At 24.7% G+C, this 12,830-nt stretch carries 21 protein-coding genes, 6 tRNA genes and 1 pseudogene; 17 read left to right on the top strand and 11 right to left on the bottom strand.

The features are described from left to right. The first annotated feature begins 15 nt into the window (after nt 1–15). Entirely contained in the window at nt 16–465 is a 450-nt protein-coding gene (locus SDAV_RS09150) for a solute carrier family 23 protein (protein ID WP_245938375.1), read from the top strand. Nucleotides 466–684: 219 nt separating this feature from the next. Here the strand turns inward: SDAV_RS09150 and SDAV_RS09155 are convergent, their stop codons facing one another. The 8 genes from SDAV_RS09155 to SDAV_RS12235 all read right to left on the bottom strand — a co-directional run bounded on the left by SDAV_RS09155 (nt 685) and on the right by SDAV_RS12235 (nt 4,564). After that, nucleotides 685–1,449, bottom strand: a complete 765-nt coding sequence (locus SDAV_RS09155) for a hypothetical protein (RefSeq protein ID WP_151202528.1) — start codon at nt 1,447–1,449, stop codon at nt 685–687. 43 nt (nt 1,450–1,492) lie between these two features. Next, a complete protein-coding gene (locus SDAV_RS09160; protein ID WP_114565358.1) occupies nt 1,493–1,993 on the bottom strand; it encodes a UPF0236 family transposase-like protein in 501 nt (166 codons plus the stop codon). A gap of 182 nt (nt 1,994–2,175) precedes the next feature. Further along, entirely contained in the window at nt 2,176–2,619 is a 444-nt protein-coding gene (locus SDAV_RS09165) for a hypothetical protein (protein ID WP_114565359.1), read from the bottom strand. Nucleotides 2,620–2,667: 48 nt separating this feature from the next. Continuing rightward, a complete protein-coding gene (locus tag SDAV_RS09170) occupies nt 2,668–3,111 on the bottom strand; it encodes a hypothetical protein (RefSeq protein ID WP_114565360.1) in 444 nt (147 codons plus the stop codon). Between the two features lie 17 nt (nt 3,112–3,128). Beyond that, nucleotides 3,129–3,587, bottom strand: a complete 459-nt coding sequence (locus SDAV_RS09175; protein WP_114565361.1) for a hypothetical protein — start codon at nt 3,585–3,587, stop codon at nt 3,129–3,131. An 11-nt stretch (nt 3,588–3,598) separates the two neighbouring features. Beyond that, nucleotides 3,599–3,997, bottom strand: coding sequence for a hypothetical protein (locus SDAV_RS09180; protein ID WP_114565362.1), 399 nt, complete (start codon nt 3,995–3,997; stop codon nt 3,599–3,601). Then, nucleotides 3,978–4,469: a hypothetical protein gene (locus tag SDAV_RS09185; protein WP_114565363.1), complete on the bottom strand. Its 492-nt coding sequence runs from the start codon at nt 4,467–4,469 to the stop codon at nt 3,978–3,980. Before SDAV_RS09185 ends, SDAV_RS09180 begins: the two co-directional genes overlap by 20 nt. Then, the gene (locus SDAV_RS12235) at nt 4,424–4,564 is read right to left on the bottom strand and encodes a hypothetical protein (RefSeq protein ID WP_186823372.1); all 141 of its coding nucleotides are present in this window, start codon (nt 4,562–4,564) and stop codon (nt 4,424–4,426) included. The genes SDAV_RS09185 and SDAV_RS12235 overlap by 46 nt, the downstream gene beginning before the upstream one ends. Before the next feature lie 413 nt (nt 4,565–4,977). Here SDAV_RS12235 and SDAV_RS09190 point away from each other — a divergent pair, with 413 nt between their 5' ends. The 5 genes from SDAV_RS09190 to SDAV_RS09215 all read left to right on the top strand — a co-directional run bounded on the left by SDAV_RS09190 (nt 4,978) and on the right by SDAV_RS09215 (nt 7,567). Further along, entirely contained in the window at nt 4,978–5,127 is a 150-nt protein-coding gene (locus tag SDAV_RS09190) for a hypothetical protein (protein WP_083436084.1), read from the top strand. Next, a complete protein-coding gene (locus SDAV_RS09195; RefSeq protein WP_114565364.1) occupies nt 5,127–5,378 on the top strand; it encodes a hypothetical protein in 252 nt (83 codons plus the stop codon). Before SDAV_RS09190 ends, SDAV_RS09195 begins: the two co-directional genes overlap by 1 nt. Before the next feature lie 385 nt (nt 5,379–5,763). Further along, nucleotides 5,764–6,213 (top strand): DUF3627 domain-containing protein, encoded by a 450-nt coding sequence (locus tag SDAV_RS09200; RefSeq protein WP_015967971.1) that lies wholly within the window; start codon nt 5,764–5,766, stop codon nt 6,211–6,213. A gap of 152 nt (nt 6,214–6,365) precedes the next feature. Continuing rightward, nucleotides 6,366–6,569, top strand: a complete 204-nt coding sequence (locus SDAV_RS09210; protein WP_114564286.1) for a DUF2649 domain-containing protein — start codon at nt 6,366–6,368, stop codon at nt 6,567–6,569. Then, nucleotides 6,569–7,567, top strand: a complete 999-nt coding sequence (locus tag SDAV_RS09215) for a hypothetical protein (RefSeq protein ID WP_114565365.1) — start codon at nt 6,569–6,571, stop codon at nt 7,565–7,567. The genes SDAV_RS09210 and SDAV_RS09215 overlap by 1 nt, the downstream gene beginning before the upstream one ends. Before the next feature lie 153 nt (nt 7,568–7,720). On the opposite strand, the gene SDAV_RS13575 is transcribed toward SDAV_RS09215, so the two are convergent. Continuing rightward, nucleotides 7,721–7,945: a hypothetical protein gene (locus tag SDAV_RS13575; RefSeq protein WP_245938376.1), complete on the bottom strand. Its 225-nt coding sequence runs from the start codon at nt 7,943–7,945 to the stop codon at nt 7,721–7,723. A 149-nt stretch (nt 7,946–8,094) separates the two neighbouring features. On the opposite strand from SDAV_RS13575, the gene SDAV_RS13580 reads away from it, so the two are divergent. Next, a complete protein-coding gene (locus SDAV_RS13580; protein WP_245938377.1) occupies nt 8,095–8,649 on the top strand; it encodes a solute carrier family 23 protein in 555 nt (184 codons plus the stop codon). 125 nt (nt 8,650–8,774) lie between these two features. Here SDAV_RS13580 and pnuC read toward each other — a convergent pair whose 3' ends face one another. Then, nucleotides 8,775–9,695, bottom strand: a complete 921-nt coding sequence (gene pnuC / locus SDAV_RS09225; protein ID WP_245938378.1) for a nicotinamide riboside transporter PnuC — start codon at nt 9,693–9,695, stop codon at nt 8,775–8,777. A gap of 183 nt (nt 9,696–9,878) precedes the next feature. Between pnuC and SDAV_RS09230 the strand changes: the two genes are divergently transcribed. The 6 genes from SDAV_RS09230 to SDAV_RS09255 all read left to right on the top strand — a co-directional run bounded on the left by SDAV_RS09230 (nt 9,879) and on the right by SDAV_RS09255 (nt 10,419). Further along, a tRNA-Asn gene (locus tag SDAV_RS09230) sits at nt 9,879–9,954 on the top strand. 34 nt (nt 9,955–9,988) lie between these two features. Further along, nucleotides 9,989–10,064: transfer RNA gene (locus tag SDAV_RS09235), tRNA-Glu, on the top strand. A gap of 4 nt (nt 10,065–10,068) precedes the next feature. Then, nucleotides 10,069–10,144: transfer RNA gene (locus tag SDAV_RS09240), tRNA-Val, on the top strand. 13 nt (nt 10,145–10,157) lie between these two features. Next, nucleotides 10,158–10,233: transfer RNA gene (locus tag SDAV_RS09245), tRNA-Thr, on the top strand. 8 nt (nt 10,234–10,241) lie between these two features. Beyond that, nucleotides 10,242–10,317, top strand: a tRNA-Lys gene (locus SDAV_RS09250). A gap of 17 nt (nt 10,318–10,334) precedes the next feature. Next, a tRNA-Leu gene (locus tag SDAV_RS09255) sits at nt 10,335–10,419 on the top strand. 220 nt (nt 10,420–10,639) lie between these two features. Here SDAV_RS09255 and SDAV_RS09260 read toward each other — a convergent pair. Then, a pseudogene (locus SDAV_RS09260) lies at nt 10,640–11,349 on the bottom strand (IS30 family transposase); the annotation flags it as partial. Nucleotides 11,350–11,716: 367 nt separating this feature from the next. Here SDAV_RS09260 and SDAV_RS09265 point away from each other — a divergent pair. The 4 genes from SDAV_RS09265 to SDAV_RS12245 all read left to right on the top strand — a co-directional run bounded on the left by SDAV_RS09265 (nt 11,717) and on the right by SDAV_RS12245 (nt 12,828). Then, nucleotides 11,717–11,953 (top strand): hypothetical protein, encoded by a 237-nt coding sequence (locus tag SDAV_RS09265; protein ID WP_114564610.1) that lies wholly within the window; start codon nt 11,717–11,719, stop codon nt 11,951–11,953. Nucleotides 11,954–12,379: 426 nt separating this feature from the next. Then, the gene (locus tag SDAV_RS14150; RefSeq protein WP_281268794.1) at nt 12,380–12,508 is read left to right on the top strand and encodes a hypothetical protein; all 129 of its coding nucleotides are present in this window, start codon (nt 12,380–12,382) and stop codon (nt 12,506–12,508) included. 13 nt (nt 12,509–12,521) lie between these two features. Continuing rightward, nucleotides 12,522–12,689: a hypothetical protein gene (locus SDAV_RS12240; RefSeq protein ID WP_186823344.1), complete on the top strand. Its 168-nt coding sequence runs from the start codon at nt 12,522–12,524 to the stop codon at nt 12,687–12,689. A 1-nt stretch (nt 12,690) separates the two neighbouring features. Beyond that, entirely contained in the window at nt 12,691–12,828 is a 138-nt protein-coding gene (locus SDAV_RS12245) for a hypothetical protein (protein WP_155522097.1), read from the top strand. Nucleotides 12,829–12,830: the final 2 nt, after the last annotated feature.

Below are 12,830 nucleotides of genomic sequence, written 5' to 3' on the forward strand. Positions count from 1 at the left end.
TACAAATAGAGCTAGATGGAGAAAAAAATTATATGTTTAAAAAAAGATTGAAACTTTTTTAGGTTTGGTGATTTAAAAACAACTTTTAAAAAAGAAATTATTGGTGGCCTAAAAACATTTTTAGCAATGTTATATATTTTATCAGTGCAACCTAATATGTTATCTTCTGCACCAGATATTAATCATCCAAGTGTTCCAAGTCAGAATATGGCGTTTGGAGGGATTTTTATTTCCACGGCAATTGGTGCTTTTATTGCTACTTTAATTATGGGTTTATCAGCGAATATGCCAGTTGGATTAGCACCTGGAATGGGGCTAAATGCTATTTTTTTTAATGTTGCTAATAATGGATTAGGATATCAAGGGGCTTTAATTGCTGTAATGCTTTCAGCAATATTTTTCTGCCTTATTTCAATAACTAAATTACGAACAATTATTATTAATGCGATTCCAGATTTATGGTAGTATACATTATTTTGAGGTTTTTAATATAATTAAGTAATTAGAAACAAATTATGTCTAGCTTATGAATAAATGATAACAAAATTTATAAAAAATTCAACTTTTTTAAAAATTATATTTTTAATTGAATAAATAATTTTATAAAATTATGAATTTTGCCACAATAAAAAGTACTTTTTAAAGTTATTACTAATTTTAAAAAGTTTGTTAAAAGATAAAAAATTAATTTTGAGATTGATTTAATTTAAAAATATTAAATTCAATTTTTTTTATTTTTATTAATTTTAACTTCATTAATTCTGTTATTAAGTCTTTAAAAAAAAAAAAAAAATTGAAGCAATTAACATAATTATTAAATGTTTCTTTACAATATATTTTTGCACCTCGCCTCTTAACAGCCTTAATATAATGTGAAACATCACCTTCAACATGGAAACCAATATTATATTCTAATGCTTGATTTTCAATACCATCTTTATTATTTTTAATTAATTCAATAGTTTCTAATAAAAATTTCTTTTTGTTGTCAATAACATAGGATAAATGACAAATTAAAAAATCTAATAATGCTTCATAATTTCCAGTAAAAAAATATATACTTGCTAATTTATATTTTAATCTATGAATCTTGTTTCTATTTCGATATGGAAATAAGTCTTTAAATCTTTTTACTAAATGAAATTTATCCAAACTATATGATACAGTGTTATTTTTATAGTTTGTTTTTATGGCTTTGTAAATTTTTTTAATTTGTTTTTCGCCATCACTTAATACTAATATTATAGTATTTTCATTAATATCATAAGTATCCATTAGTTTAAAAATTTTGTCAATAAAATTATTAAAACTAGATTTTTTATTTTTAGTAACATTTTTATCCATTATTTGAAAAACACCTTTTTTCTTTTTAATTACTTTTCTTGTTTTAGTTGATTTTTCGTCATCAATACCAATATGCATAGTTGAAAAAAAATATTTTCTTTTCAATTCTTTTTTTATTTTCTCGCATAGGAACAAAAGCACCGTCAATTTAAATATATAAAACATTATTTGTAATTTTAATTTTATTGTTATTTTTGTTGCTAATATAGTCAATTTTTTCTAAATCAGCTTTTTTAAAAATATTAGATATTGTTCTTTCATTCATTTTAGCATTCTCTGTTGTATGTAAAATATCTTTATATCTTTTTCAATCACCCAAAAAATATAAATATCTATCTTTTAAATTTTTTTCAATTCTTTCATATTTTTTTAATCCTAATTCTTCATCTAAAGGATAACGATTTATATATTTTTTATTTTTTTCATCATATTTAACATATCTTCGTCTTTTTATAGGAATATTTCCATATTCTGTTTTGATTGTTTTTGGTAATTTTGATACTACCTTATATCCTTGTAATATTTGTCTTTGTTGATATAATTTAAATATCTCATTATCTCTATTAATTAATAAATTTTTAACTTCATTTTGTGTCTCGATTGTTTTATTTTCTTTATAATTTCCTAACAAATTTTGTTTTAACCCCATCTTATTATTTCCCTATCTTTAAAAAATATTTTTAATATGATATTAATAATACTTAATTTGATATTTGATAATGTTTATTAATGTATCATAATTTGTATAGAAATAAAAAAGTTAAGTGATACAAGCACTTAACCAAAATACTAGATAAAAAATTCTAAAAAATATATAAATATATCTAGGTATTAAATAGGTGTGTTTAATAATTCCTTTGGGTTCAAAACTACTGCTCCACCTAATTCTAAAATTCTTTCCATAATTAAAGTATTACCCATACCAGTACCTAAGGCTGCTGCACCAACCCTCAATGGGGTATGGTCTTTTTTTCGTAAAATTAATGGGTCATATTTTTTGCTAAATTTAAAGGCAATTGCATTAATACCATTTGGTAATAGACTAATTGTTCCTTCTGAACCATCTTCATTAATAATTGGTAATTTTTTAGGAACCATATAGTATGTTGTTCCTTCAACAGTTTTCATTGCTCCGCTTGTTTCAATTACACTATTAATTTGGTCATTTGCTCCAAGTTGTAGCTGTAATTTATTACGAATTCCACGGATAAAATCTGCTGAACCTAGTACAACTGTTTCTGATGGAGTAAAACCATTTTCATATATTTTATCCATAATTTCATCATGGATTTGTAAAGCATTTGTATCATCTGCTTTATTTCCTTAAATAGTTGTAACTTCTCCTTTATTAATAATTTCTAAAATTTTATTTCGTTTATAAGCAACTTCAGTATCCATTGCTTGTTCAATATCAACATCCCAAAGATTAGGGTTAAAATCACTTTCTATGGGGTCTAATTTACGAGCAAAAAGCAAAATTGTATCTAATACAACAGTTCCATCGTCAAATTCTACTGCTGAATATTTTAATAAATTATCATCTGTATTAAATACTTGTCCATTTTTTCCTAGACCTTGTTTATATTTAATATTTTTCTTTATTTTATATGTTAAACCAAATTTATTTGCTTCTTTTCACGCAAATAAAGCTTCTCAACTAAATTTTTGTTGATAAGTTTGTAAATATCATTGTTCAAATGTTTCTTTATCATTAACTGTTGCTTGGTTTACAATATCAACAAAAATTCTTTGTGGATTTTGTGCCATAATTTTATTCCTTCTTTCTATTTATTAAATACATTGTCTGTATCTAAAATATTGTTTTGTTTTTCTTTTGTTTTTGGTACTCCACCAGTATTAACTGTTTGTACCTTAATTAATTCATCATAAACACTTTGTAATTGTGTTTTGATAACTTCAATATCATCGTTAATATCATAAGACTTTAATAAAACATTTTTAAATTCTTCATTATCAGTTAAAGAATTAATAAAGTCAATTACTTCAATTTGTTTTAATTGAATAGTTTGTTGTTCAATTTGAGAAGTTAATTCATTATTTTTTGTTTGTAATTCGTTGATTTGTTGATTACTATTTTCTAAATTACTTGCATTAAATTCTTCAACTTCAGCAGTATTTTCTAAAATAATTTCAGCAGTTTTAATATCTAAACTACCATCTTCATTTTTAATTGGTTCATTTTCTTCATTGATAAGAACATATTTTACATTTTTTAATGCCATTGTTTTTCCTCCTATTTTTTAATATTTGTATTTGTTCTTTTTATTATCGCTTTTTGTATAATTTCAAAACTATCTACTCGAAAAGATAAAAAATAGCGTTTAGTTTTTATATTTAACTGATTAAATACTGAGCCTTTAATTTTTATATCATCATCTTTTTTTAATTTCAAAAATTCAGTTAAAACAGATGGGTTATATATTGATAATGTTGAATAATTTAATCCGTCTCACTGACATTTAGCCGAACAAACATCAACTTCAACGCCACCAGCAACAAGTGCTTTAATTTTAGTTTTAATAGGATTTTCATGTAATTTAACAGTTAATTCTAACTTATTAACTTTTTTATTTTTTATTTTAGGTTTATTAGTTATTGATTTTTTAGATAAATTACTTTTTGTTTGTGCCATTTTTATCAACTCCTTTTAATAAAAAATATTGTAAATGTTTCCAAACATCTAATTCATGCTCTGTCATTTTAATATTTCCATTATAAATATAATTTTTCTTAACAGCTGGCGATTGTAAAACATAATTTAAATTAAATAAATATTTTCATAAAACTTTTAAACCACCAATAAATTTAGGAGTAGATAAATGATTTTTTATTTTTAAACCCTTATGAAGTTGGTAATCTTCAATTATTACAATAACTTTGTTTAAATAAGAACAAATTTTATTTTTAAAATTATTTAATATTAAATACATATTATTTATTGCTTCTTCTTCAGAATTAGAACTAAAAGTAATATTATTAATTATTTTCTTTTGCAAAACATTATAAATAATAATACCAGTTTGTCCAATTCCAGCAGGGTCAATTGAAATAATATATTTTAATTTATTCCTTTGATTTTTTGGTCAATTTGTAATATTTTTCATCCATCTGATGCTAAATCTAAAATATCGTTAATTTTATAATGTTTCATATATGAAACAATAACATCTCATTTATTTTTAAATAAATTTAAATACATTTTGGCTCATTATAAACATTGCAAATCATAATGTTTTTTATGATGTGAAATACGGCAATTAATAGGTTGATGTAGTATACCACATGTAGAAACCACATACATTTTGTATTTTTGGTTTTTACAGTTTTGGAAAGTAAATTTTTTTAATATTTTTAATTGAGGAGTTGAAATTATGCAAACAAAGCAATATTTTATTTTGCGGTCCCTAGTGAAAAAGTATGGTAAAGATAATGTTATTAATACTATTAATAAGATTGCAAAAGATATTGAAATTAAAAAGTAAAAGAATAAATTATTCCGCGTAATTTATTAGCGGATAATTTATTCAGTAGTGTTTTTAATGGAGCGAAGCGACAACGAGCGGATCGAGTTTGCAAATTTCAATTTTTTAGTTTTTAGAAAGGAGATGTATTATGCCAACTTGATTAACGACAATATTTAGTGTTGTTATTATATTAGGGATTTTTGCTTGAATTGGTTTATCAATTTATCAAAAAATTAAACAAATTCGAGGAAAGAAAAAAGAAAAAAAAGAAATTGAAAGAAAGGAGAGTAATAAATAATGTTAGGTATGTATTTAACAACAGCGTTTAATTTTTTAACAGCACCTACACCTAAAACTATGACTGAGGGTATGACTGGGATTTGAACGGGTTTGACTAGTGCATTATGAAAAGTTAAAGAAGGTATAACAAATATTTTACCTGAGATAATGGTTTTCTTAGGTGAAGCGTGAATTATATTAATTCCATTTGCTATATTTTGTATTATTAAAATCTTAAACTTTTTCCGTGTTATGGTTAAAAGATTTTAATATTTATTATAATCGATTATATCTTAGTTAAGGCACACTAGGAAGTTTTAGTGAAATAATTGTTTTAATTGGTGATACCATTCATGATAATCAAAAAATAGATGGTATCACATTTGTAAAAAATGAATTTATTAAATAGAAAAATGAACTTATTATATTTACTATTAAAGTTCTTAATAGTTATTTTCAGTGTGCCAATTTTTATTATTTTTATATTTAACAATGTTTATTAACATTGTTTATTAACATTGTTTATTAAACATTAAATAAACAATATATTAGCATTATGTATAACATTGTTAATAATCAGTGTTTATTGCAATAAATAAACATTATATAAACATTATTTATAACATTGTTTATTAAACAAATATTTAGTTAGGAGATGATAAAATTGAGTAATTTTGTTAAGAAAAATCAGAATGTAGAAAATTATTTTATTAGTAAGGAATTTATCCCTTTTACAACAGATAAAGCAAGTTTTATTAATTTACCTAATCATAATCGTCATATTGGTTTTTGGTTGAGTAATAAGTTTATTTATTCGAGTGAAAAACATTCGGAACAAGTAGCAATCGGTTTGATTTATGATAATTCTTATCCTATTGTAAAATATGATGAAAATTTAAAGCGAAATATTTGAAAATATTTAACTGGAACAGAATTAATCAATTTATATAATCAATATAAACAAAATTATTTTACTAAAATGAAAAAAGCTTTATTTTTAAGTGAACCTAAAAAAGTAAAAGCAAATAATAACAATAATAATTTAACAAATTGAAGTGTTGAAAAAGAAGAACAATTAATTAATGATTTAGAAAGTTTAAATTAAATGAGTTTATATGATTATTGAGTTCAATTTGTTAGTTATATTATTGGTGCAAATGCCCCTGAGTTTTTATATGTTATATCGTTTGTGTTATTTATTGTTTTGTTTTTTGGAATGTTTTTTAAACTTATTCAAAAAATGTGGAGTTTTTAAAAATGCAAAATGATTGACAAGAATTCAAAGAGTTTTTTATTTATATCTTTTTGTTTATAGATAAGGCGAATGTTGAAAGTATTACAATGTGGAATTTAACACAAAATGAATATTTAACTTTGATGGTTGGTGTTTGAATTGTGATTTTGTTTTTAACTTGGTTTTTCTTGTGAATGGTTTTTAAAATAGTTGGGTATTTTAAATAATGAAAAAATTTATATTTTTCTTTAAAAACTATTGTTATATTAGTGGTTCAATGCTTTTGTTTAGTTTAATTGATTTATTACTTTGGATAATTTCTTTGTATTGTGTTGGTTTAGTATTTTGAATATTATTTGCTTTGCAATGTGTATATTTTGTGTGATGATTGTGAAAAAATATTTTTTATCAGTTAAATTCTTTTCGGTTAGTAAATTTTGTTTGAGATAATCCGTTATCGGTAATTATTGGTAAGTTAGGAACTGGTAAAACATTACTTTTAACTTATTTGTCGCAAACTATGAAATTATTGACAGATAAAATTTATAGTAATTATCCGTTAGAAGATGATAAAGTTAAAGTTTTAACATTTAAAAATTTAGATTTTACAGATCGGACAAAACCAGTTCCGCCCGATGATAGTGTTATTTTATTTGATGAAAGTTATTTATATATTGATGGAACTAGTCCTCACGATGAGAAAAAAGTTCATAGTGGTAAAATACCGTGAATTGTTTTAGCGAGACATTTTGGACATCGTGCGTTGTTTACTGCTCAGCGTGAGGGTATGATTTGAAATAATATTCGCCAGTTAGCAAGTGGGATTATTATTCCAATTTCATTGAAAAAACCCGTTGCTAAAAAAGGATTTAATTTTTTTAATCGTTTCTTTATTATGCGAATTGGGATTTTCCAAGATATAACGGATTATGAAATTTGAAAAACAAAATCAGTAGAACGAACAGCAGAAGGTAAAAGAGTAAAACATAAGTCGGATGTTGGGTTAGGAATTCGGTTTTTTAAAATAATTATTCCCCTTGAATTTGCGAATAAATATGATAGTCAATGATTAAAATTTGTGCGTGATTTAAAAAATGATGAAATTGTTAATAAAAAAGAATATTATTGGTCGGAAATCACAAAATTAAGTGTTAAAGAACGATTGGAGTTATTTGATATTGATATTTTGAAAAAGAATTTAAAACCTAAAAAAGAGAAAGGATAAGCCATTACTTTAATTTGTATTTAATTAATTTATTTATATTTTTTATAAAAAATCAACTTTTTTCTTACTACCAGATTTATTAAAATTAGCAATTGGTGCTGGAATTGGTTTTTTTATTGCTTATATTGGTTTACACAATATTGGATTTGTTGGCTATAATGCCGTTGCTCCAGGTGGGGTTGTTGTTAATGGCGGAATTCCGGTTGCAACATTAGGAAATTTAAAAACTAACTGACCAATAATTTTAATGAGATTTGGTGTTTTAATGTTAATTTTAGTTTTACATTTTAAAAAAATTCCGGGAGCCATTGCCATTGCAATTTTGGGGCGATTAGGAGTTTCTTTGATTGTCGGAAATGTTGTTGATAATGATTTCATTCGCCATAATTTTGAACATTGAAAGGAAAGAAGTTATAGTGATTTTAATGGTTTTAATACCACTTTAAAATCAACATTTGCAGCATTTGCTAATCCAAAAATTTGAACATCACCAACGATGTATATTTCAATTTTTGTTTTCCTATTTGTTGTTTTTTGATACAACAGGAACGTTATACTCTGTTTCAAATCAAATTTCATTAACAACTGGTGAAAAATATGAATTAAAATCACGTGCTTTAATGGCAGATTCAGTAGAAACTTTAACTAGAAGTCTTTTAGGCTGTTCTCCGGTTACTAGTTTTGTTGAATCAACAACGGGAGTTTCCCAAAGGGCTCGAAGTGGTTTTTCTGCTATTATTACAGGGTTAATGTTTTTAGAAGCAATTCCACTTTTTCCAATTTTTAAATTAATTACTCCGGCAATTGCTGGAGCTGCCGTGATTTTTGTTGGTACATTAATGGTTAGTCAAATTAAAGATATTGAGTGAGTTAAACCAGAATTTGGAATTTCAGCCTTCTTTACTATTATCATTATGATAGTTACATTTTCAATTACAAATTGGTTGGCACTTGGATTTATTGCTTATGCCTTTATTTGTTTAATTACTAAAAAAGCTAAAACAGTTGCCATTCCAATTTACATTTTAGATCTTTGTTTTATTGTTTATTTTATTGCTTTTGCTTTTGTCCAAACTGGTTAAAAACAAAATAAGATAAATAATGATTTAATATATAAAGATTATTCTAATTAATTTTCTATAAATAACAATGTTTTATAATTTTATTATGGCTAATAAAGCAAGAAAATATTAATAAATCAGGAGCATTATCCTGATTTTATTTTATTTAAATAACCACCTCAAACTAAAAAGCCAATGATGCTATTTGCAATAAAAAAACTTGTTTGAATTAACATATTAATATTAATTGTTATTGGATAATTAGCACCAATACTATTAACTCCTACAAACATTGCAAATTGTAAAATATTTGAAATTAATCATAAAATTCATTGTTCTTTTAGTCGTAAAAACATTAAAATTGAAGCAATAATTGCGATGCTATTGATTGTACTGTCAAAAATATGAGCAATAGGTTGGTTTAAATAAGCATAATCTGTTTTTACTAATGCATAATGAAAAGCTGGAATTTCATAATATCAAGCAATCGCAAGAATAGCACAAATACCTAAAGAAATTGGTAAAATTATTAATCATTTTGAATTTCGAATGTTTAATGAGGAATCTTGTTCAAAAATAAAAGTTTTTTGTCATGTATATCAACCAATAAATTGAAATGGTAAATAAAAAAATAAATTTAATTGAGCATAACCAGTATAACCAAAACCAAATGAAAAAAGACCAAATGTAGTCACACTAATTAATCCTCAAAAATAATTGCTCATTTTACCAAAACTAATTAAAACAACATTTAAAATACTTGTAAAACTGACTAAACCACTTAATGAATAAAGTGTAGCGTCAATTCATTTAGGAATATTTCCTAAATAAGGTTTGGGAGTATTTAAGATATTAACAATACTAAAAAAAGAAGGATTATGGTTAGCATCAATAAAATGATTAAAATCAAAAAAAGATAAAAAAGTAACAATAATCCCAATGCAAATTAAAAGAATTTTAAAAGTTTTTGGTAACTCTTTAATATCTTTACCAATTGTTTTGATTCCTAAAAAGTTAATTGGTTTTGTAATAATAAATCATTTTTGCTGTTCAGTAGTAATTTTCATTGTTATCTTCCTTTAATTATTTATCAAGTCTATAACTATATCTTAACAAAAAATAATATGTTTTATTCTTTTAAATGATATCTTTTTGAAGATATAATTCATAAAAAATAAAAAAATCCTAAAAATAGTTGCTTGTTTTTTCATTTTTAGTATATAATTAGTAAGGTTAAAAGGATATGCCATGCCTAGTTAGCTCAGTTGGTAGAGCGATCGGCTGTTAACCGATCGGTCGCAGGTTCGAGTCCTGCACTAGGCGCCATTATTTTTTTTGAAAATTTTTATTGATATTTACCGGCCTGTTGGTGAAGCGGTTAACACACATGCCTTTCACGCATGCATTCACGGGTTCAAACCCCGTACAGGTCACCATTTTCGGGTGTTAGCTCAGTTGGGAGAGCGCCTGCCTTACAAGCAGGTGGTCAGCGGTTCAAGTCCGTTACACCCGACCATTTTTATTAATAAGCTGGCTTAGCTCAATAGGTAGAGCAACTGACTTGTAATCAGTAGGTTGGGAGTTCAATTCTTCTAGCCAGCACCATTGCCTGTCTCCTGTTAGCTCAGTCGGTAGAGCAACTGGCTTTTAACCAGTGGGTCAAAGGTTCAAGTCCTTTACAGGAGACCATTTTTAAAACAGATTAACCGGGTGTGGCGGAATTGGCAGACGCACCAGACTTAGGATCTGGCGGGGTAACTCGTGGGGGTTCAAGTCCCTTCACCCGGACCATAATTAAAAAACAAATTAGCACTTTCAGAGTTTTTTTATTTGTAAAATTATGATAATATAATAAAAATTACAAAAATCAACCATAAATTTAAAAAAATTAAAAATATTTTAATTTTTCTTTTATTTTATCCATATTTAAGCACACTGAAAAATAATTTATTAATTTTAATTAATAAATACATATTTTATAATTTAATATACATTTTTAAATATTTATTGTTTATATATTCTGCAAAAACATTTCTTTAGCACTTATTCAATTTAAACACGGCCGGAGTTTATCATTTATAACATTAACTACTCAATCTATTCTTTTCTGACTAACATTATTAAAATCAGTTCCATTAGGAAATCAATATCTTAATTCACTATTAATATATTCAATTAAAGGTTTTTGTTGTGGTGAACCAGGATCACAAAAATACACTTGTGTTTCAGCAAATATTTCCATTTCTCGTCATTTGCTAAATTCTTTCCCTCTATCTGTTATTATTCCTTTTATTTTTCCAATTAAATTATTATTTATAACAATTTCTTTAAAATTTTCAAAAACTTCATTAGCAGTATGATTTTCTAATTTTATTGCAAAATATTTTTTACTTGATTGTTCTACTAAAACTAAACAACTAGATTGATGGTTTTTTCCAACAACAGTATCCATTTCAAATCATCCAATATCAGATTTTTTATTTATTTTTTATTTTCAATATCTCAAACTGACTTAAAATCAGTTAATTTACCACGATTATCAGATTTTCCTTTTGTTTTATATTTTTTACCACGATGTAGCAAATTCTGTTTTAAAAAACCATAAAAACCCAAACGAATTCATTTATACAATGTTTTAACACAAACAGGAAATTTAACACCAAATTTTAAAAAATAACGATAAATAAATTCTCTCGGAGAATCACAATATTTATTAAGTCTAATTTTCATAAAATTTGTAGTATACCACACACATTTTAAAGATTACAAGAAAATAACAAAAATAATAAAAATATTTATTTATAATAAAAAAATATCATAAAATAAATAAATAAAAAATATAAAATTAAACACACTAAAAAATAATTTATTAAATTTTAATTAATAAATACATATTTTATTATTTTAATAACATATTTTATGAGTTAATTTACATATTATTAATTAATTAAAATATAATAAACTTATTTAGTTTAAAAACAAAAACTTAATAATTTAAAATGGCATCGTGTACGATGAAGCGGCAAAAAAGCAACTCTTGTTAGAGTTGTTTTTTTATTTGAAATAAAACAACTCCTAAAAGGAGGTAATGATAATTAAACAACAAAAAATATGTGATGTTAATGATTGTTATAAATTATCATCATTCATCACCGAAGAATTTGTATCAAATAAAGTTTTATGAACTTGTGAAAAACATAGAAATTTATTGAATAAAGTAAAAGATAAAACACAAAAGCAATTTTATCAAAAACTAGAAAATTCAAAAATTATCTTTGATTATGAAACTGGTTCATTAAAAATTTGATTTTATAAAACAACTTAATGCAGAGTGGGACGGTTATTTTAAATAACTAAGTGCTTCCATAAGAACATGAGTATTAACTCATTCCCACAGCCATCCGAGGCAAGTACTGAAATAGTGTATGAGGAAAGAGGCAAATCGGCGTTGGTTATTATTTTTAATAACTTGCGATAGTGGTGATGTGTCCAAGGCTAACATCAAACCACAATAAAAATAGAGATGGCGACACAAACAATTAAATTTGCGATTAGCATTCGGTCCTTCATATGGATGCAAGTAAATTTAATTTCAAAAACTGAGCGTTAAATCCCAGAGCGAAAGCACAAATGGGCACGGAAGAAGGAAGACATATATGTCTGGCGTCTTAACTATATAAACAACTACAAATTGTAGAACATTGTAGTTAATATACCAACAATTACCAAAATTAATAATCAGGAGGTAAATATGAAAAAGAAATATTGTCTTAAAAAAAGATATTGAGGTTATTGCTTTAAATGTGATAAACAAAATAAATATATCCCTACACACAATGAAATTACTGATGAACATTGAGCATTAGGAAAACAAAATTAGGGGGAATTAAATTATGGAAAAAAGATATTTATTAATAACAAATAGTTCATTTACTGGAATAGATACTGAATTATTTTATACATTAGAAGAAGCACAATATACTGCTAAAAATAAAAGTTGTTCTCAAACAACCATTATTGATTTAGAAGATAAAAATATTAAATGACAAGGAGATAAATAATATGTGAAAAGATGAAGATGGCAAAGTTTACACAAAAGAAGATTTATTTAATGAAGCATTAGAAGAATGTCATTCAGAAGAAAGTGCTTATGACTATATTGATACTTTAATTGCAGAAAAAAATTTGGAGGAAATTTAATA

It is taken from the genome of Spiroplasma phoeniceum P40 (genome assembly GCF_003339775.1).
GTDB lineage: Bacteria > Bacillota_I > Bacilli_A > Mycoplasmatales > Mycoplasmataceae > Spiroplasma > Spiroplasma phoeniceum.